Source organism: Cupriavidus sp. WKF15, assembly GCF_029278605.1.
In the GTDB taxonomy this organism is placed as follows: domain Bacteria; phylum Pseudomonadota; class Gammaproteobacteria; order Burkholderiales; family Burkholderiaceae; genus Cupriavidus.
The window spans coordinates 198,845-216,028 of record NZ_CP119574.1 but is presented as its reverse complement, the minus strand read 5'-3'; the positions used below and the strand labels follow the sequence as shown (position 1 = coordinate 216,028).

Below are 17,184 nucleotides of genomic sequence, written 5' to 3'. Positions count from 1 at the left end.
CCGGATCTATCCGGGGGAGGGATATCCATGAACAAGATCTATAGCTCCGCTGCCGCGGCGCTTGAGGGTGTCGTGCATAGCGGTCAGACGCTTGCCGTCGGGGGCTTCGGATTGTGTGGCATCCCTGAAGCACTCATCGAAGCCCTTCGCGCCACGGGCGTGAGGGAGTTAACGGCGATTTCGAACAATGCTGGCGTGGACGGCTTTGGTCTCGGACTGCTGTTGGAGACGCGGCAGATTCGAAAAATGATCGCGAGTTATGTCGGTGAGAATAAGGAGTTCGAGCGGCAGTACTTAGCCGGCGAGTTGGAAGTGGAGTTTACTCCGCAAGGGACCTTGGCTGAAAAGCTGCGCGCCGGCGGCGCCGGGATTCCGGCGTTCTTTACCCGTACAGGTTTGGGAACCTTGGTAGCGGCGGGTAAGGAACTTCGCGAGTTCAATGGACAGCAGTATCTCTTGGAACGCTCGCTGACTCCCGACGTTTCCCTCGTAAAGGCAGACGTTGCCGATCATGCCGGCAATCTACGTTTCCGCTTTACCGCGCGAAATTTCAACCCTGCCGTGGCGATGGCGGGCAGAATCTGCATCGCAGAAGTCGAACGGCTCGTCTCGAATGGAGAGTTGGCACCTGATGACATTCATCTTCCCGGTGTCTACGTTCACCGTATCGTGGTGAATGCCGCGCCGCAGAAGCGCATCGAACAACGAACCACTCGGCCGGCCTGAGGGACATAGCAAAATGCCATGGAATCATGATCAGATGGCCGCATTGGCGGCCGAAGAACTGCGTGACGGTTTCTACGTCAATTTGGGCATCGGTCTGCCAACCCTTGTGTCCAATCACGTGCCGGCCAACCTTGACGTTTGGCTTCAGTCTGAGAACGGAATGGTGGGGATTGGTCCTTTTCCCACTGAGGAAGAGGTTGACGCCGATCTCATCAACGCCGGTAAGCAGACCGTTACCGCTGTACCGGGAACAGCGGTGGTAAGTAGCGATCAATCCTTTGCAATGGTCCGTGGCGGTAAGCTAAATCTAAGCATCCTTGGCGCGATGCAAGTGAGCGTAGACGGCGATCTTGCGAACTGGATGATTCCAGGAAAGATGGTCAAAGGTATGGGAGGCGCCATGGATCTTGTCGCGGGAGTCCCGCGCGTCGTCGTATTGATGGAGCACGTCGTACGACGGAAGGACGGAGCCTTTGAGCATAAGATCGTACCGCGTTGCACATTGCCTCTCACAGGGGTGCAAGTAGTGAGTCGCATCATCACGGATTTAGCCGTTATCGACGTCGTTCCAGACGGGCTTCACGTCTGCAAGGTTGCTCCCGAGGTTTCCACGGCAATCTTGCAAGCCCACACAGGAGTGCCCCTCATCTTCCGCTGAGAGGAAACACCCTACCGCCGACTTGGCGGCATCAATCATGTGGCCATTCGAGCGAGCCGCCCGAACGATGATCCCGTGCGGCAATGGAATCGATCCTGGTGTCGCAATTAGCAAGGGGAGGCCATGAGTCAGCAAATATACGCAAAGATAATGTGCACCGTGAGCGGGAGCTCCCCAGGGCTTTTTACCTTCCACCGGCAGATGTGCGGCCTTGCGCCCTCATACTCCGTCTGCCGAGAGGGCCGCATCGAGATCGACTTCGATGCCACCGACTAGCGACTCGAGCCGTTGGACGAGCAGTTGTTCGTGAACGGAATGGGTTTTCATGGCTTCATGACATCCCGATCAGGCCGGCAGGGCTTGCGCCACCAGCGTGGCGAGGGAACCGCTCAACAGGCACAGTCCCACCCATCCCGCTAGTATCAAGACGCTGTCTCGCAGGTTCATGATCAACTCCAAGGCCGGGCGCAACGCGCCTGAGGCGGGTTGCGCCCGGCAGACGTCAGGAACGGCCGGCGTCATGCCGGCCACGGACTCAGGCAACGGCGCCGTCGGTGTATGGGCCGGCGCTGCGCGCCGGCGAGGCCGACACGCCGCTGCGGTCCAGGCCGGCCACCGCGTGGGTGCCGTCGGTGTACGGGTCAAATTTGCCGGTCTTGGCACCGTCCGTGTACGGGTCGGCGCTGCGGGCCGGCGAAGCTGACACGCCGACGCGGTCCATTCCGGCAATCGTGTGGGCGCCTTCAAAATAGGGGCTGCGCGGATCCTGCACGGAACTGGCACCTTCGGTGAACGGGTCGCGGGCGTCTGGCACCGAACGGGCGCCTTCGCTGAACACATCATGAGCATCCTGGACGGAGCGGGCGCCGTCCGAGTACGGGTCACGGCTACCAATGACGGAAGCTTGAGCGCCGGCGGCGGCAACGAGGGCGACGGCGAGGACAAGGCGCTTGGCGAAGGTGTTGGACATGATCAGTTCCTTTACGTTGATTGAGGTCGCAGTGTTTGCGTTGCGGGTAAGCCGAAGCAGCGTTTTCGCTTTGTCTGTAGTTGCGTCGCGCTGCCATGGAATGTATTTAACGCGCTCCACGTATCTCACCGGTAGCGCGCCGGGGGGCGTTTCTGTCGGGGCACGTATCGGCGGCGCGGCCTGATACAAAGGCGTACAAAAAGGGAGGGGGTCAGCAGCAGCCGGCGGACGCTTGGGGGAGGGGGAAACACACGAGAGGTGTCGCCAACGCAACATGGACGCGTCGGAATCTGGCGCGGCCGTGGGAAGGATGATGACGGATGGGGGCGGAGTTCTTGAAATCCTGACCTCCCGGCTGACCGGGACCAGCGGCCAGCCATAAATGGAATCAGAACTTAAGTCGAATGCCGATCCCGGTGGTTGTTCCGCTGCCCTTTTTGCTAAGCTTGTCGTATAGGATGTTGACGTAGGCATCCGTGCGCTTGGAGAAAGCGTAGAGATATCCGAGGCCGAAGTCTCGACGCCACGTATCGGGTTGGTTGTCCGCTCGGATGTTCGTCTGTACCGCTGCTGCCATGAGTTGTCCGTTCTGCCAAGCGGCGGGGTGTGTCCCTCTGCCACTTCAATGTAGTGAATCTCGGAAATTCGGGCTTTAGACTAGGGGCACCATTCTCGTAAGAGGGGCGCTCGGAGTCAGCCGCGTAGCGGGTACTGCGTCCTGCTAAAGAGTTTGGCCCCGGGGCGAGAGGCCGACCGCCGGGATACCTATTCGGGCGAAGGGGTCCGCATGGTTTGTCTCCTGACGGGCTACCTGCGCAATTGGTGGGAGAACTCGCTTTGCTCTACGCCTGGAGGTTGGCCATCATTGATTTTTTCGCGCCACGCTCCCGGAGCGTGGATCGTGACGACGCCGTCTTTGTCAGAGACTCCAAACACGACGCCGAGCGCAAGGTGACCCAGAAGAGTGAATCCGAAGTTTTGTTTTGGGCATAACATGATCGGGCTTTGAGCAACTGAGCCAGCTTCATGATTTGATTCAAGTGGCGTGCCACAGCAGGAGCCTCTGCAACCTGTGAAGGATGGCGAAACCGATTCGAGAAAATGTTGAGGCTTGGATCAAGATTCGTCGATTGACATCGGGCGATTTTCTGTTCCCAAGTCGGCTACGTTCGTCCCCCACTTCCCACTCCCGTGTGTTAAGCCGTTTCGGTCCCTGCTACGCGCAAGTCGATCCCTTTAGTTTCAGGCATCGTAGCCACTGCAATAGTCGCCAAGATACAAAGGATGGTGGTGTACGACGTAAACAACCAGTGTGCTCCAATCGAAGTCAGCCAGGTATTTAGGTATGGGGCCGTACCCCCGAAAATTGCCGCCGAAAGTGACGAAACTAGGCCGATACTGGCGCCTCGATGGGAAGTCGCAAGCTGCTCAGAAAGGAGGGCTGGATATATTGCTCCAGTGGCTGCGAACATTAGCAATGCGATGGTCTGACAAATGAAAAGCGACCACGCACTGCTTTGAAACAGGAAATCAAGCGGAAACGAAAGCAGTGTAAAACCAATGGTTGTGAAAAGCGCAAGTGGCTTTCTCCCTACTATATCTGAAAGCCATCCGAAAAACGGCATTGCCAGCAAGCAGATCAGTTGAGCGGCGAGGCTGGCAGAGAACGCAAGTTTCTCTGATATACCCTTATTGACCACCGCATATGATGTGGCAAATCCAAGCCAGGTATAATAGACAACTACGGTGGCACTTATTAGAATAAATAACCGTAGGCGGGTAAGGCCCGCAGACCGGGAGCTGCGTGCCCGAGCCCGTTCCGGTGACACCAATGCCTCTCTTTTGTTGTCCTGAAAGGCTTCCGACTCTATGGCCGATCGCCGCAGGTAGAAGGTAAAAATGGCAAGCCCGCCACCCACTACAAACGGAATGCGCCAGCCCCAAGATTGCAGTAAGGCCGAGTCAAGTGTTTGCGTCAATACGACGCCAAGAAGGCTTCCAAGCACCACTCCTCCCGTCACGCTAGCAAAGGCGCTGCTGCACCATAACCCTCGGGAACGAGCCGGTGCTAACTCAGCTATGTAAACGTACGATGCTCCGCTCTCTCCGCCATGTGCAAAGCCTTGCACGAGGCGAGCGACAAGAAGTAAAGCCGAGGCCATAACGCCGACTTGCGCGAACGAAGGCGCCACGGCGATCAAAAGGCTGCCGGTTGCCATCAGTAGCATTGAGGTGACGAGCGCCCTTCGGCGCCCGTGAGTGTCAGCAAATTTGCCAAACAGGAGTCCGCCAATTGGTCTGGCGACGAACCCGACAGCAAAGACTGCCAACGTCTGAAGCATTGCGGAAATCTCATCCGACGGGGCAAACATAGTCTTCGCGATATACGGCGCGAAAGTCGCGTAGATTGTCCAATCAAACCACTCCAGTAAATTTCCTGCAATCGTTATCCATAAAGCGTATTCGGGCGACGTCGTCCGAGTTGCTCGAACATCGATTTCAACATAGCTATCCAAGATGCGCTCCAGTTAAGTTGCTTGTTACTGAACTGATAGAAGTTACATTTCTTTTTTTAGATTCATTGTGTGTCGACAACCACGAGGGCCATCCCGATAGAGAGGCCGATATGTCGAATAGGAGCCTGTCTCGCGTCGGGTGCTTTGACAACCTTGGTTGCTACCACGGTTCCTAATCAACTCCAGCGACACCACTAGCGATCTAGGCGCGCCGAGGATTGCTCGCGTTCCTTAGCGCGCGGGACTCTGCTCGACCGGGTACGAAGTCATACATCCGGTGATGCCAGTTTCGTCGTTGATTAAATTCCTATATATAGGAATAAACCCGTACGAGATTGTGGTCGCGAAGGCAACGAAAGCCACTCGGGAACTGAACGCACAACAACTGGGAGCCCATAGTAGTAAGCCGCCGCCTGGCCTCTCGTACGATGCGGGCGCCCGAGCTAAGCTGCTCAGCTCGGCCAGTTGTCCACCGAGGCACATCCCGAATTAGGATTCGGGGCAAAGTCCTGGGGTTGAAGTTGTTCGCCGGTGGCAGAGCGGATACCATGGCATCTTGGCCGATCTTGAGAAACATGGGACGGCGCGAGTCATATCCACTTCATCCCTTTCATTCGTCTGATCGTGAAAAGCACTGAACCATCTGCCATCGCAGAGCAGCCCACACCCAAAAAGCGACGAAAGGGGCGTCCGTCCACTTTGGACGAAAACGTGGGACGTGAAAAGATCATCGCCACTGCAATCGCCCTACTGAGGAAACACAAGCCCGGAGAGATCACGCAAAATCTCGTCGCAAGCAATGCAGGAGTGGACCCAAAGCTGGTCCGCTATTACTTCGGCGACCTTGAGGGGCTGATGACCACTGTCCTTGAACGGCTGATCGACGGACTTGGCATGGTCATGTCGAAGGCCAGCACGACAGGCGGGACTGCAACGGAACGCATCCGCAGGCGTATCCGGGCGCTAACGAATTACGTAGTCGCGAACCCGAACCTGTGGGAGATGATTTCAGACCGTGTATACGCGTCCAAAACGGACTGGGCCAAGAATGTGAGAGCCGAGTTGACTAGTTCAGCCTATAGCCGTTTACAAACTGTCATCGAGGATGGGCAACGAAATGGTGAGTTTGCTGAAAATATTGATACGCGATTCCTCTATATCGCACTTATCGGACTGAGCGAGATCTTCGTGACGGCGCGGTCAATCATCGACGAACTGATGCCTGGCCGGCGAACATCGACCGAGAATCTCTACGCAGACTTCATTATTGACCTCGTGCTGCGTGGTATCGCTAAGAGGCCTTAGCATCTGATTCCACAATACTTGCCTCTAGCCAGGCCATCGTGCGGCAGTACGAGAAGTACCGGGCCCGACATTGACTGAAGAACGATAAACCTGTGCTGCCGAGACGTACTCACCCGGTAGGCGACGTATCCATGAGGGACTTTGCGCGTCGTTGGTTTGCCTGGAAGTGTCGGTCTTGACTCCTGCACTCTATGATCTCTTGATTTGTGCCGTTGACGCCGCCAGATGGCTGGCTATGCGCCAGCCATCCGAACCGCGTCGATCTGTGGCCTGAATCCACCAATCCACCTCAAGGCGATAACGGTTATGTCTTGTCGTATCGCAACCCTATGCCTTGAGTTGGCTATGGATAACCTCTGTAATCGGTTCAAAAAGGCATGCGTAGCGAACCTCGGCCAATGAGTCGGTCACTGGCATTTCAGTCGTGCCGATGCGAGCTTCTAGGCCGTCGATGACGTCCTGTGGCCCGGGGGCGTCGCAATCGTACAGCGCCATGTACTCCCATGGTTGAGGGACCGAGATTCTCTGCTGCGCCATGCGCCGGAATCGCTGGGCGCTCACAATCCCCGGTACACGGAGGACGTCAGCAAGATGCTGTTCGGTGTACCAACGGTTGAACGTATCCTCGCGCCCCGGGACGGGATTCGTCAGTACCAAAAAGGTGAACTTTGCCATGCTAGCCTCCTTGTATGCATTGAAACGCGGAACATGATTGTCAGCGGGCGACGCCGGTGACGGTTTGCGCCGATGAGCGCGGGGCGGCCATGCAGGGGCAATTCGCATGGCCTGTCCTTTGGGATGCTTGGCTGGACTACACGCGAGTACGACGTACGCCGGCCTCCCGCAGCGCCGCCAGATCGGGTAATCCGTTGACCGCCATGAGAAGGTCCGCCTCTGCGAGAATGGCTCGCACCACGTGGACGATGCCGGCCGTGCCGCCCAACGCCAGGCCGTAGGCGTAGGGGCGGCCGATGCCGACCATGCTCGCGCCCATCGCCAGCGCCTTGATTACATCTGATCCAGAGCGGATACCCGAATCGAACCAGACCGGCACATTGCCACACGCGGCGATTAGCGCAGGTAGAAGGTCGATCGACGCGATGCCGCCATTGGCCTGCCGGCCCCCATGGTTGGAGCAGTAGATGGCATCGACCCCAGCATCGATGGCACGCTTCGCGTCGTCGGGATGCTGGATGCCTTTGACGATTAGCGGCAGGCGAGTAAGGGATCGCAGCCAAGAAAGGTCTTCCCACGTAACGACCTTGCCAAAGACCGAGGTCCAATGCCTCACGGCGGCGGCAACGTCGTCTTCCGGTGTGGTCGTTAGCTTTGAACGGAAATGCAGATCCGAGAAGTAGTTTGCCAGCGCCACACCACGTAACTGAGCGAAGTTGCTGTCGTTGAGATCGCGCGGACGCCAGCCGGTCAACCAGGTGTCCAGGGTCACCACGATGCCTTTGTAGCCGGCGGTCTCGGCCCGCCGTACGAAGCTCTCGGCGAGATCGCGGTCCCGGGGAGTGTAGAGTTGGAAGAAGGCGTCGCCTTCACCGAGCGCCTCGGCCACGGTTTCGAGCGGATCGTTCATGAGCGTGGAGGCGATCATCGGTACCCCGGCCGCTGCCGCCGCCTTGGCCGTTGCGATATCGCCATGGCCATCCTGTGCGCAGGCGCCGATCACGCCGATCGGGGCCAACATCAGGGGCGACGCGCGCTTCTTTCCGAAGACATTGACGGACATGTCGCGGACGCGGGTATCTACGAGCATACGCGGAACGATTCCCCAGTCATGGAAGGCTTCCGCATTGCGGCGCTGGGTGAACTCGTCGCCGCAGCCTCCCTGGACATAGCTAAGGAGGGAGGGCGACAATGCTGCCCCGGCGCGCTCTTCAAGTCTTTTGAAATCAACGGGAAGGGCCGGCTTGATGCCCTGCAGCCCATTGAAGTAGATCTCGTTCTGGAAGTCACCGAATTGAGTCATGGTCGTCCTTGCTGGATGTGAGGTTGTCTGCTGGCGCTTTGACCGGGAACGAGAACTCATGACGCCATGGGGATTCCATAATTCTTGCCGCTTTGTCCAGCGCGGAGCGCGAGGGCGTATCGCCCTCGCGCCTCGCTGTACTGCAGGGCCGTCAGTAGGAAGATGAGCCCAGGTTCCGACACTCGCCGGGCTCCCGCACGACCTCAAAGCCGGACCTGATCAACGCGTCCCGTACCAGCAGCACTTCCTCATCGGAAAATGCGATGCGCGGCAATCGCGCGTAGGGGTTGGGTACCTTGCCCAACAGCCAGGCCGCCAATTTGTACCGATGGGGGAAGCGCCAGAACGGCAGGGTCTTGCTGCCGTGCCTTCCGCGAACGGCCTCAGTGGCAGCCTCGATTTTCTTCTGAATGGCGAATGCTTCGTTCAGGTCGCCACGGTTGACGGCCTGGTAGATGGCTACATCCTCGCGGCCCCTCCACGACGCAGCTCCGTTGAAATTGCCCTCGGCGCCATTCATCAGGCACTCGACCAAGGACTCATCACCTCCGCGCAACGGGCTAATATGTCTGCCCGTCACCGCTTCGGCCTCTTGCAGGCTCCAGACAAGCTGTTTCATGAGCCTGAGGTCTTCGCCCGCATAAAATTTCCAAGCGGCGATGTTCTTGCACGCCAGCGAGATCTCCTTGATTACGGGCACGGGGACGCCAACCATCAGGGCGATGATGGGCACGTCAAAAGCCTTGTCGAACGTCCTGTAAAGATTGACGAAGTCCTCCATGTTGTCCCCTTCGGGCCATGGATGTAGGTAAAGAACGTCTGCGCCGGCTTCGATGACCTTCTCGGCTTCCTGAATCAGGTCCCACGTCCACTGACCGTTCCTGGCCTCAACCTTTCCGGTCACTGGAACCCTGCCTCGCACCTCCTCCTTGGCAATCTGCATCAATCGGATGGTCTCTTGGCGGGAAAGACCCTCAACCTCATTGGGGTCGATGCCGGCGATGTCCGATTCCAATAGGTCCCTGACCAAAATTCGGAAGGCGTCCTCGTCAATCTCTCGGCAAGTACGGTCGGTGAACGGAATCACAGTGGCCGGGTAGCACCCAGACCAGTCCAGCCCTAGCGGGCCTTTGCCGGCCGCTTTGCCCCACTTGTTCGTTGTCACGCTTGTAATCGTTTCCATCAGTCTGCCTCCGGGAAATTTGCGCCTATTGGAACTGAATCTGGAACTGCAGCTTGCCCAACGTTCTTCGGGTGACCGGTGCAGCCCATCTTCCGTCGTCTTCATACTCAAGCACTGAACGACCGCTTCAATTTATTCCTCACAACAGGAATTGTCAATTCCTGTTGTGAGGAATTTATGCGGTAAATTTGCCCCCCGGCAATTGACGATTGGCTCGCGCAGGGTTGCTTCGAGGCGGCCACATTGCGCCAGGTCATCCTGATGGCACGCCGAGATTCCTCGAGGGCGAGTTGCCACACGTGGTCTACTGATTGAGTCATGCCGTCTAATGTTGTAAGCGTTGCATCATGGCCGGCCGGTATGTTGGTAAGGTGACCGCCGAACGTAGTACACCTGCTCGGCAGGTCGGTCGCTCGGACGACGCCGAATTCCGACGACAAGCCAATGGCAATGTTGAGGAGCGACCCTCTGTGGCATGGGTAGGCCACAAGATGGCCGCGAAGGAAAACCCCCGTGAATCACGTCAAATTTTCCTGTAGGCCGTGGACTTTTGGTGCCTCCAGCCTCAACGACGAATGCCGATCCGCTCTTTCGGAATGCCTTCGACTGTCGCTACATCGAATGCTATGAGGGGCTAGGCGTCGCGATTTGACGAAACTTGCTCTATGTTGCCCATCTGGGGCAAAGCCGAGGATGGGTAGGGCTCGGGGGCATGAATACCGTTCTTTTGAGTGGCTAGCCGCCGCCGTCGACCACCGGTTCTGAGCCCTGCACGAAGTTCGAGGCGTCGGTCGCCTCGAATACTACTGTGGCCATAGTTTCGCCTGGGCGCCATGCCGTTGTACTATCCGCAGTCGGGCAATAGCGACTGGCTACTGAGTCTTCATGCCTTCATGCATTGAAGTGGCCGACAGCACTCGCGCGCGACTTTCTCCTCAGGCCCGACCTGACAACGTCTCCCGTTCTGCGCAGGGTTACGGTAGAACCGAATGGTGATGGGACCGTCGCCAGACGCCGATGAGCTGCGAAATCTATCAATAGTCAAGCGACTGTTTGTGAAGTCGACCGGCCATTCCAATGTCTAATCGTAGAAACGCGCGAACGTCGCTTGATGGCCGATTGGGATCGCTCGGATTGCCCGTTGGTCGGCGAGTCTTCACGCCCGAGCGATGCTACCGGTTCCGGACAGACAGCTTCGGTGAAGCCAGCGGTGGATGCATGGACGGGAGCCGCCAAGCGGTTTGCGAAAACCTCGTTTCCGATCTATCAGTCGGGCCATTGTGCGGGGCCCGTGACAAGGCAGAGAACTGCGTCAACGCTCTCCAGAATGGCTGTGGCCTGTCGTTTGCCAGCCCGAACATCATCACTGCACCGGTGACGCAGGTCGACTTCTCTACCCACACCATGCTCAGCAAGGTCGGCGGCATCGCGGGTGCGGCGCAAGTCTGACGGTCACCATCGCCGTAGCGGGGCCTGACCGTGCGCCTGACCCGCCGGAAATGCCCCCGCCATACCGCCTTTGTGGGGCGCGCCGTTGGCGGGGCATCTCCGACACTAGCCGACCCTTCAAAGGTAGCCCGTGTCAACGCCCGTTTTTACCTATCCCTTAACTCAGGATTCAATTTTCTGCATCACGAGATCATCCACTTGGCTGAGATGCTCCGCCCGAGCGTTGCCTATTCTTCAGATTAGTCCGAAAAGTTTCAGGCACGGCCCGGAAACTGATGGCGGCGGTCACCGATGTGTGTTCTGGTCCGACGGAAACCTCGCAGCACTTTCACGGTCCAGCGCGCGCAGCAGTCCGCCGATTGCTGCGCCGTGACCCAATGGCCTTTGGAAATGGGAGGGTGCGATGCCAGACGCCCTAGCCGGAACCATCGATGTCATCATCGACATCAACCATGACAACCACTTCAATGCCGTCAAGGCAAAGAACGCTGGGGTCAGGGCAGTTATCCACAAGGCCAGCGAGGGTGCGACCTTCCAGGATCCTACATACAGAAAGCGGCGGGATGAGGCACTGTCCGCGGGACTACTGTGGGGCGCATACCACTTCTCCAGTTCCCGGGACGCTATCGCGCAGGCGGACAATTTCCTGGCCGCCACGCAGTGGGGCGACCCGGCGGTAGATAATTCCATGACGCTCTTCTGCCTCGATTTCGAACCCAGTTCAAGCGGACCGGACATGACGCTAGATCAGGCCCACGAGTTCGTCGCCAGGGTGAAGGAGAAGACCGGACGCTGGCCCATGGTCTATGGCGGCAACATGCTCCGCGATGCCGTGCAGGCACATGGTGCGGACCCCATCCTCAAGAATTGCCCGCTCTGGTATGCCCGGTACCGAAGCCAGCCTGTTGGCATCCCGACGGACACCTGGCCGCACTTTATCCTCTGGCAGTACACCGACGGCAAGTTAGGGCCGTTACCCCATGCGTTTGCGGGGATGGATCCCAGCGATCGGGATTGCTATGCCGGAACCGAAGCGCAACTGAAGGCGGCATGGCCGTTTGCTGACTATTTCATGACAGCACCGAGGTCGACCGATCAGAATGCCTAGGTGCCAGGCGCCTTCGCACCTAGCCCAGGACAGATGAAAGCCGACGCCGCCAGTGCGGCACAACCCTGCGCGATACATATCCTGCAATGGCTTTCTACAGCCTTGCTGATAGGGGGCCTCTTTGCATGCGCGCCGAACGGCGCGTATCGCCCCCATCTCGTCGACCTCGACAAGGACACAAGCTGTCAGCGTGCAAGCGCCAATATGCACGATGACCCCAGGCAAGTGTGCGGTAGCGTGACACCGGAAAGTGTACGAGGGCTCTATGAATTGCATTTCGTCGAGTTCGACGATCAGGGCTGGCTGTTTCCGAGTACGCCCGCTTCCGCAGACGCACTGGCGACCAACCCCTCGAACCAGATCGATAACCTGATGGATCGGCTGAAGTCCCTCCTTGCCAAAGGCGAAGACCTGAGCATCGTTGTTTTTGTTCACGGTTGGAAGCACAACGCACAGGCCGCCGACGCTAATGTGGAGGAATTCCGTGCTTTGCTCGAAGCCGCAGGCGCCGAGGAACGTGACCGGGCTGGACCGGGTGGCACACCGAGAAAGGTCGTGGGCGTCTATGTGGCATGGCGAGGCAAGTCGTGGACAGTGCCCGATCCGCTACTGAGTCTTACTTTCTGGGCGCGCAAGGAGGCCGCGCGACGCGTCTCGATCGGATCGTCGCGTGAGCTGTTCGCCCGACTGCGATCCCTCCGAACTCACTACAGCCAAGCGCAGTCGGCCGGCGCGCTCCAGACGGGCGCCGCTTCCGAAAAAGCGGGCGCGCGTCCGCGCATCCGCACGCTGATGATAGGTCATAGCTTTGGTGGTCTGATCCTTTATGCCGCCATGTCCGGATCGCTGATCGAGTCGCTGGCCGCGCAGCGAGATCTGGCCGGAACGGGCAAGGGAACGGAACTGGCGGAAAGACCGGCGGACATGATATTGCTGATCAATCCGGCCTTCGAGGCATCGCGCTACGAGGCGCTCTACCGCGTGTCGCTCAGGTATCAGTCGACACGGTTTCAGCCGCCGCTGCTGGTGTCCGTCACGTCGATCAAGGACTGGGCAACTGGAATCGCATTTCCGATTGGCCGCTCGGTCAACACGCTCTTCGAGCGTGAGACCACCAGTGAACAGGGTACGGCCATGAAGAAGACCCCAGGCCACATCGATCATTACCTGACGCACCGACTCTACGCTCACGCGCCCGGCGAGGCGCCGGGCGGGGGCAACGCCATGCCTGGCGACGGCGCCCGCTGTTCAGGATGGAGGTCAGAGGCGGAGCTCAAAGATTTACACGGTGAGGAACTGGGCGAGGCAGTGCGTCAGAACAAGAAGCTCGAGGCAGAAGACGCTGCTGAGTTCTTTCGCAAGAACCTCACGCCAGGCTATCTGCTCAAGCCAAACTGGGCACGTACCTTCTGCGGCGGCAGCTTTCTGACGACGGTGGGTGGCGCTGATGGGGTCGCGGCGGCGAATGCAGTGATCTGGAACGTCGAGGTGGACGGCGATGTCATCAAGAACCACGACGACGTGATGAATCCTGTGTTTCGAGCGTTCATGCGGCAGCTATATGGGGATGTCTCCACGCATCCCTGATCACCGCGGGAACCTCCTGATGGGCTCTCTGATCCGCAACCCGTCGTTCCCGACAGGCGGCCGGCCCGCCTCGTTCCCCGAAGCGGCGCGCGGCGTGTATGCGGTGACGCGCCACCCTATGATGTGGTCGTTCGCACTCTGGGGCCTGTGCCACGTCGCAGTGTTCCCGGTGGCCAAGAACATCATAGTCGCAGCGGCTATTGTCGTCCTCGCACTCGTCGGCGCCGCATTGCAGGACCGGAAGAAGGAGCAACTGCAGCCGGATCTCTGGCCCACATGGGAGTCGAAGACGAGCTACTTGCCATTCACGGCGATTCTCGCTGGCCGTGCCCGGCTGGGCGGCTTTGGCTTGCATGCACTTCTGGGCGGCCTCGTCTTCTGGCTCGTAGCGACTTGGGCACATACCCCAGTCACCGGTCGGGCGGCGGGCATCTGGCATTGGCTGTAGCCGCAGGACGAGCTGTCACGCCATGGAGCAGTAGCGAGTCGCCAGCCGACACCGCGAGCCGCGAACGGCTGAAGCTACCGCGCTTCCTCGCTCTGTCATCCTGCTGGCCGACCATATGTCAGGCCTTATAGGTCTGTACTTGTCTGTCCTGCGTAACCGAATCGCCTTGATGACAGACTTGCCCGGCCTAGGTCATTCGAACGACTCTAGCCAGTGCCCTCCGTTTGGGCCGGCACGCGACGGCCATTTTCTAGAGCCGACCGACCGTTCCCGACCCCTTGCAGCCGGTGGAGATGTTCGCGCTGAACGGCTGGTGATCGTCGAACTCCGGCCGTTGGAACGCGTCCTGTACGATTCCGATGGTACCGGTCAATTTCTGCAGCGAATGAAGCTACTCGAATAGGGACCTGTTCTGCTGTCAGCACAGGATCTTCGGAAGCGGCGTGCTGTCCGCCGCCTTCTATAGTGCCTTTCGCCTCATCTCAAGATTTGCGCAAGCATTGATCTCGGTCGTCAATGGTGCGGTTCGGCACACGATCGTACCGGTGCTTCGTCTTCCAATTCGCTACCGGAGCGGAGGGGCGTCATCTACCGATAGATATTGACGTACCGCTTGCCGTCAGCCTGAATGACGCCGCGATACATCCCTTCGGTGTTGAACGGCATCGAAACGCGTCCCTCGGCATCGACGGCGATGAGTCCTCCACTGCCACGTTGCCTCGGAATCATCTCGTTGATGACCGTGCGCGCGGCCTCATCGGCCGTCGCATGACCGTACTTCATCCGCGCTGCGACGTCATAGGCCGCGACAGCGCGGATAAGCGCCTCTCCCGTTCCCGTCGTGGACACGGCTACGCGCGTGTCGGCAAAAGTGCCGCATCCGATGAGCGGGGAATCGCCAATGCGGCCGTGGCGCTTGTTCGTCAAGCCGCCGGTGGACGTCGCGGCGGCAAGATGACCGTTTGCATCGAGCGCGACGGCGCCGACCGTGCCGAACTTGTGCTGCGGCGACGACAGCATCGACGCTCGATCCGCCAGCTCTCAGAACTTGATGGCCCGCCTCGAGCGTTGCTCATTTAATAAATTAGCCCGACGAATTCACGAGAGCACGGATCCGCCTTCGAAAGGCCACCGATCGATGCTGACCGTTCGCTTGAATGACAGCGTGACTGCGACGGCGAAGGGCTGCAGTTGGTCCGGTCTCGGTCGGATGCCCGCCGCGAAACTGCGCGCGCCTCAGGCTCCGCCAGTCGGATCGCCATCGTCCACCACGCGTGCGGTGCGGATGAACAGTGCCCGCACCTTGTTCCAGAATTCACCGCCGAGCACGAAGACGCTGGCGACCAGCATCACGTCGCCGAGCAATTGTGCTTCCCATAGCTTCGGCCGCAGGTCTGGCCAGATCGCGTCTACGTAAGGCTCCAGCATCGCCGAGAGAAGCGGCAGGCAGAACATCGCGAGACCGAGCGCATGGCGAACCGGTCCAATAGGGTCGCCGGAAGCGGCGCGCCTCAGGTACCGGAGCACGATTGCTTTCACCCGCATGAATCCCGGCTTGCCCATCACGGCGACGCTGGCCAGCAGCATGATCTTGTTGGCCACCACGATGGCGCCGGTCAGCGTGGCAACCTGCGTGGGGGAAGCACCTGCCGTGGCCGCCACCGGCACCGCCAGCCATGCCCCATACGCCAGGACCAGAAGGCCGATGCCGGCGCGCAGGCGCCAGGTGGCGGATGCAAGAGATCCGGCCTGGGTATAAGGATCTGCCATGCTCGCGCTCCTCCTCCGGACGGCGTGCTCCACATACTATCGCGTGGTCACTCTAGAAGCTGACGCCCAGCGACAGGATCGCGACCTGCTCATGCGAGCCTGGGTTGAACCAGTAGAGACCAGCGGTGACCTTGCGCACAGTGACCTGGAAAAAGCCAGCCCCGCTGGAGATCGCGGTCGCCGCCGTAAATCCGCGTGCAGGTTGCACCCCCAGGGCGGCATGCAGCATGGTGTGACTGGCGTTCGGCCCGCCCGTGCCGCTCGCCACCGCGCCGACAAAGGTGAGCGCCATGAACAGGCCGAAACACATTTCGGAGACGCGGTCCACTACGTCCAGCACCGGCTCTCGCATCTCCGCGTCCTCCGGCTTGACCGTCGTGCATGCGCCGATTGTCGTCTTGGGTGTATTTGCCACAGAGAGCTCCCGGTAACTGCATCGATGGTCGGACAGGGCAATAGGGGGCAGCTAGCCAGCCCTCCCGGCACGAACAAGGCTCCCCGCGGGCCGACAGGACATCGCCGCGTAGCGATGCCTTCCTGAAAGGCAAGGGGTTCAGAAGCGAAACACCACGCTCATCATGGGCCCTTTAAGTGTCAGCTTTTGCACCAGGTCGCTGTCTCCGAGCTGATAGGTCAGGTAGCGGTAGGTCAGTTGCACATCTCCCCACTTTGCCGCATATGCCGCGCCTCCGGATGCTTGCATCCGTATATCTTGACGAGCCGGTTCCAATGTCGAAGTAGTAGGGCAGGTACCATCTGTCAGAGTCGCCAAGACGGATGCGCCCGCGGACACCGATTATGCCGTCGACGATATTCGCGGTCTGCGACAGGCTCCCTTCTCTCGCCAGCGTCGCGCCTTGCGCCGTGAACGTGGCCGACAGTGTCCAGTTCGCGTTCGCACTCAGGTTCAGGTACCGAAGCCCGCCGAGTGGTTCGATGGTGCCCCAGGGCACATGCAAGGCCGTATAGGCCGCGGCAAGTCCGAACAGGCCGCCGCGCAGGCTGCTGCCTGCTCCGCTTTCCACGTCGCGCGGTATGCCAACCGCGGCACCGTTCCCGGCGCCGACCGCATTGATGGTGGTCTCCTGGTGACTGAAATCCAGATACGCTGCGTCGGCCAGGATTGTCCAGTTCCCCTTGCTGGCCTCGGCTTGCCACATGAGCAGGAACTGCAAGTTCTGGAGATAGCTGTCCGGTCCCGTTCCCACATCGAGTCTGCCACCTCCGGTCGATGACGATCCGGAGAATCGCAGGGCTCCGCTCACGTTGGGTAACCAGAGATATGGACCAATCGCGAATCTCCACCCGTTCGCATCCCGCGATTCCGCGTGAGCCGAGGCGGCCGCGATCGCAAGGACGATCGTGACACCCAGACGGTTCCAGCCAGGCTTCGCGGGCCGGTGCTCGCCATTTCTCGCGTCGAGCCGGCTGACTTGTCGCGTGTTTCCCATCCTTTACGCCTCCGCTCTTCCAGTGGAACTGCAAG

General features: G+C 59.4%; 14 protein-coding genes and 3 pseudogenes. 7 read left to right on the top strand and 10 right to left on the bottom strand.

What is annotated here, in order from left to right; all coding sequences use genetic code 11:
- The first annotated feature begins 27 nt into the window (after positions 1-27).
- Entirely contained in the window at positions 28-726 is a 699-nt protein-coding gene (locus CupriaWKF_RS30950) for a CoA transferase subunit A (protein WP_276103892.1), read from the top strand.
- A 13-nt stretch (positions 727-739) separates the two neighbouring features.
- Positions 740-1,384, top strand: a complete 645-nt coding sequence (locus CupriaWKF_RS30945) for a 3-oxoacid CoA-transferase subunit B (protein WP_276103891.1) — start codon at positions 740-742, stop codon at positions 1,382-1,384.
- Between the two features lie 535 nt (positions 1,385-1,919).
- Here the strand turns inward: CupriaWKF_RS30945 and CupriaWKF_RS30940 are convergent.
- The 3 genes from CupriaWKF_RS30940 to CupriaWKF_RS30930 form a co-directional block, all read right to left on the bottom strand.
- A complete protein-coding gene (locus CupriaWKF_RS30940) occupies positions 1,920-2,354 on the bottom strand; it encodes a hydroxyquinol 1,2-dioxygenase (RefSeq protein ID WP_276103890.1) in 435 nt (144 codons plus the stop codon).
- Positions 2,355-2,742: 388 nt separating this feature from the next.
- On the bottom strand, positions 2,743-2,931 hold the full coding sequence (locus CupriaWKF_RS30935; protein WP_276103888.1) for a hypothetical protein: 189 nt from the start codon (positions 2,929-2,931) through the stop codon (positions 2,743-2,745).
- Between the two features lie 619 nt (positions 2,932-3,550).
- Positions 3,551-4,870, bottom strand: a complete 1,320-nt coding sequence (locus CupriaWKF_RS30930; RefSeq protein WP_276103887.1) for an MFS transporter — start codon at positions 4,868-4,870, stop codon at positions 3,551-3,553.
- Positions 4,871-5,494: 624 nt separating this feature from the next.
- Here CupriaWKF_RS30930 and CupriaWKF_RS30925 point away from each other — a divergent pair.
- The gene (locus CupriaWKF_RS30925; protein WP_276103886.1) at positions 5,495-6,175 is read left to right on the top strand and encodes a hypothetical protein; all 681 of its coding nucleotides are present in this window, start codon (positions 5,495-5,497) and stop codon (positions 6,173-6,175) included.
- Positions 6,176-6,502: 327 nt separating this feature from the next.
- On the opposite strand, the gene CupriaWKF_RS30920 is transcribed toward CupriaWKF_RS30925, so the two are convergent.
- The 3 genes from CupriaWKF_RS30920 to CupriaWKF_RS30910 all read right to left on the bottom strand — a co-directional run bounded on the left by CupriaWKF_RS30920 (position 6,503) and on the right by CupriaWKF_RS30910 (position 9,336).
- Positions 6,503-6,850: a hypothetical protein gene (locus tag CupriaWKF_RS30920; RefSeq protein WP_276103885.1), complete on the bottom strand. Its 348-nt coding sequence runs from the start codon at positions 6,848-6,850 to the stop codon at positions 6,503-6,505.
- Between the two features lie 136 nt (positions 6,851-6,986).
- Positions 6,987-8,153 carry an alpha-hydroxy-acid oxidizing protein gene (locus CupriaWKF_RS30915; RefSeq protein WP_276103884.1) on the bottom strand — a complete coding sequence of 389 codons (1,167 nt, stop codon included), beginning with the start codon at positions 8,151-8,153 and terminating at the stop codon, positions 6,987-6,989.
- A gap of 151 nt (positions 8,154-8,304) precedes the next feature.
- Positions 8,305-9,336, bottom strand: a complete 1,032-nt coding sequence (locus tag CupriaWKF_RS30910) for a dihydrodipicolinate synthase family protein (protein WP_276103883.1) — start codon at positions 9,334-9,336, stop codon at positions 8,305-8,307.
- Between the two features lie 1,218 nt (positions 9,337-10,554).
- Between CupriaWKF_RS30910 and CupriaWKF_RS30905 the strand changes: the two genes are divergently transcribed.
- The 4 genes and pseudogenes from CupriaWKF_RS30905 to CupriaWKF_RS30890 all read left to right on the top strand — a co-directional run.
- Positions 10,555-10,785 carry a hypothetical protein gene (locus tag CupriaWKF_RS30905; RefSeq protein ID WP_276103881.1) on the top strand — a complete coding sequence of 77 codons (231 nt, stop codon included), beginning with the start codon at positions 10,555-10,557 and terminating at the stop codon, positions 10,783-10,785.
- A gap of 403 nt (positions 10,786-11,188) precedes the next feature.
- Positions 11,189-11,893: a glycoside hydrolase family 25 protein gene (locus tag CupriaWKF_RS30900; RefSeq protein WP_276103688.1), complete on the top strand. Its 705-nt coding sequence runs from the start codon at positions 11,189-11,191 to the stop codon at positions 11,891-11,893.
- A gap of 33 nt (positions 11,894-11,926) precedes the next feature.
- Positions 11,927-13,480 carry a hypothetical protein gene (locus CupriaWKF_RS30895; RefSeq protein WP_276103689.1) on the top strand — a complete coding sequence of 518 codons (1,554 nt, stop codon included), beginning with the start codon at positions 11,927-11,929 and terminating at the stop codon, positions 13,478-13,480.
- A 13-nt stretch (positions 13,481-13,493) separates the two neighbouring features.
- Positions 13,494-13,928 (top strand): annotated as a pseudogene (locus CupriaWKF_RS30890) (NnrU family protein); the annotation flags it as partial.
- A 588-nt stretch (positions 13,929-14,516) separates the two neighbouring features.
- Here CupriaWKF_RS30890 and CupriaWKF_RS30885 read toward each other — a convergent pair.
- The 4 genes and pseudogenes from CupriaWKF_RS30885 to CupriaWKF_RS30870 all read right to left on the bottom strand — a co-directional run.
- Positions 14,517-14,927: pseudogene (locus tag CupriaWKF_RS30885) on the bottom strand (isoaspartyl peptidase/L-asparaginase); the annotation flags it as partial.
- Positions 14,928-15,164: 237 nt separating this feature from the next.
- Positions 15,165-15,698 carry a transporter suffix domain-containing protein gene (locus tag CupriaWKF_RS30880; RefSeq protein ID WP_276103691.1) on the bottom strand — a complete coding sequence of 178 codons (534 nt, stop codon included), beginning with the start codon at positions 15,696-15,698 and terminating at the stop codon, positions 15,165-15,167.
- Between the two features lie 208 nt (positions 15,699-15,906).
- A pseudogene (locus CupriaWKF_RS30875) lies at positions 15,907-16,113 on the bottom strand (hypothetical protein); the annotation flags it as partial.
- Between the two features lie 172 nt (positions 16,114-16,285).
- On the bottom strand, positions 16,286-17,149 hold the full coding sequence (locus tag CupriaWKF_RS30870; protein WP_276103692.1) for a hypothetical protein: 864 nt from the start codon (positions 17,147-17,149) through the stop codon (positions 16,286-16,288).
- Between the last annotated feature and the right edge of the window lie 35 nt (positions 17,150-17,184).

Coding starts and splice junctions, on each gene's coding strand:
- CupriaWKF_RS30905 (WP_276103881.1), top strand. CDS start 10,555: ATGGACGGGAGCCGCCAAGCGGTTTGCGAAAACCTCGTTTCCGATCTA.
- CupriaWKF_RS30870 (WP_276103692.1), bottom strand. CDS start 17,149: ATGGGAAACACGCGACAAGTCAGCCGGCTCGACGCGAGAAATGGCGAG.
- CupriaWKF_RS30895 (WP_276103689.1), top strand. CDS start 11,927: ATGAAAGCCGACGCCGCCAGTGCGGCACAACCCTGCGCGATACATATC.
- CupriaWKF_RS30900 (WP_276103688.1), top strand. CDS start 11,189: ATGCCAGACGCCCTAGCCGGAACCATCGATGTCATCATCGACATCAAC.
- CupriaWKF_RS30915 (WP_276103884.1), bottom strand. CDS start 8,153: ATGACTCAATTCGGTGACTTCCAGAACGAGATCTACTTCAATGGGCTG.
- CupriaWKF_RS30910 (WP_276103883.1), bottom strand. CDS start 9,336: ATGGAAACGATTACAAGCGTGACAACGAACAAGTGGGGCAAAGCGGCC.
- CupriaWKF_RS30945 (WP_276103891.1), top strand. CDS start 740: ATGCCATGGAATCATGATCAGATGGCCGCATTGGCGGCCGAAGAACTG.
- CupriaWKF_RS30880 (WP_276103691.1), bottom strand. CDS start 15,698: ATGGCAGATCCTTATACCCAGGCCGGATCTCTTGCATCCGCCACCTGG.
- CupriaWKF_RS30920 (WP_276103885.1), bottom strand. CDS start 6,850: ATGGCAAAGTTCACCTTTTTGGTACTGACGAATCCCGTCCCGGGGCGC.
- CupriaWKF_RS30935 (WP_276103888.1), bottom strand. CDS start 2,931: ATGGCAGCAGCGGTACAGACGAACATCCGAGCGGACAACCAACCCGAT.
- CupriaWKF_RS30940 (WP_276103890.1), bottom strand. CDS start 2,354: ATGTCCAACACCTTCGCCAAGCGCCTTGTCCTCGCCGTCGCCCTCGTT.
- CupriaWKF_RS30950 (WP_276103892.1), top strand. CDS start 28: ATGAACAAGATCTATAGCTCCGCTGCCGCGGCGCTTGAGGGTGTCGTG.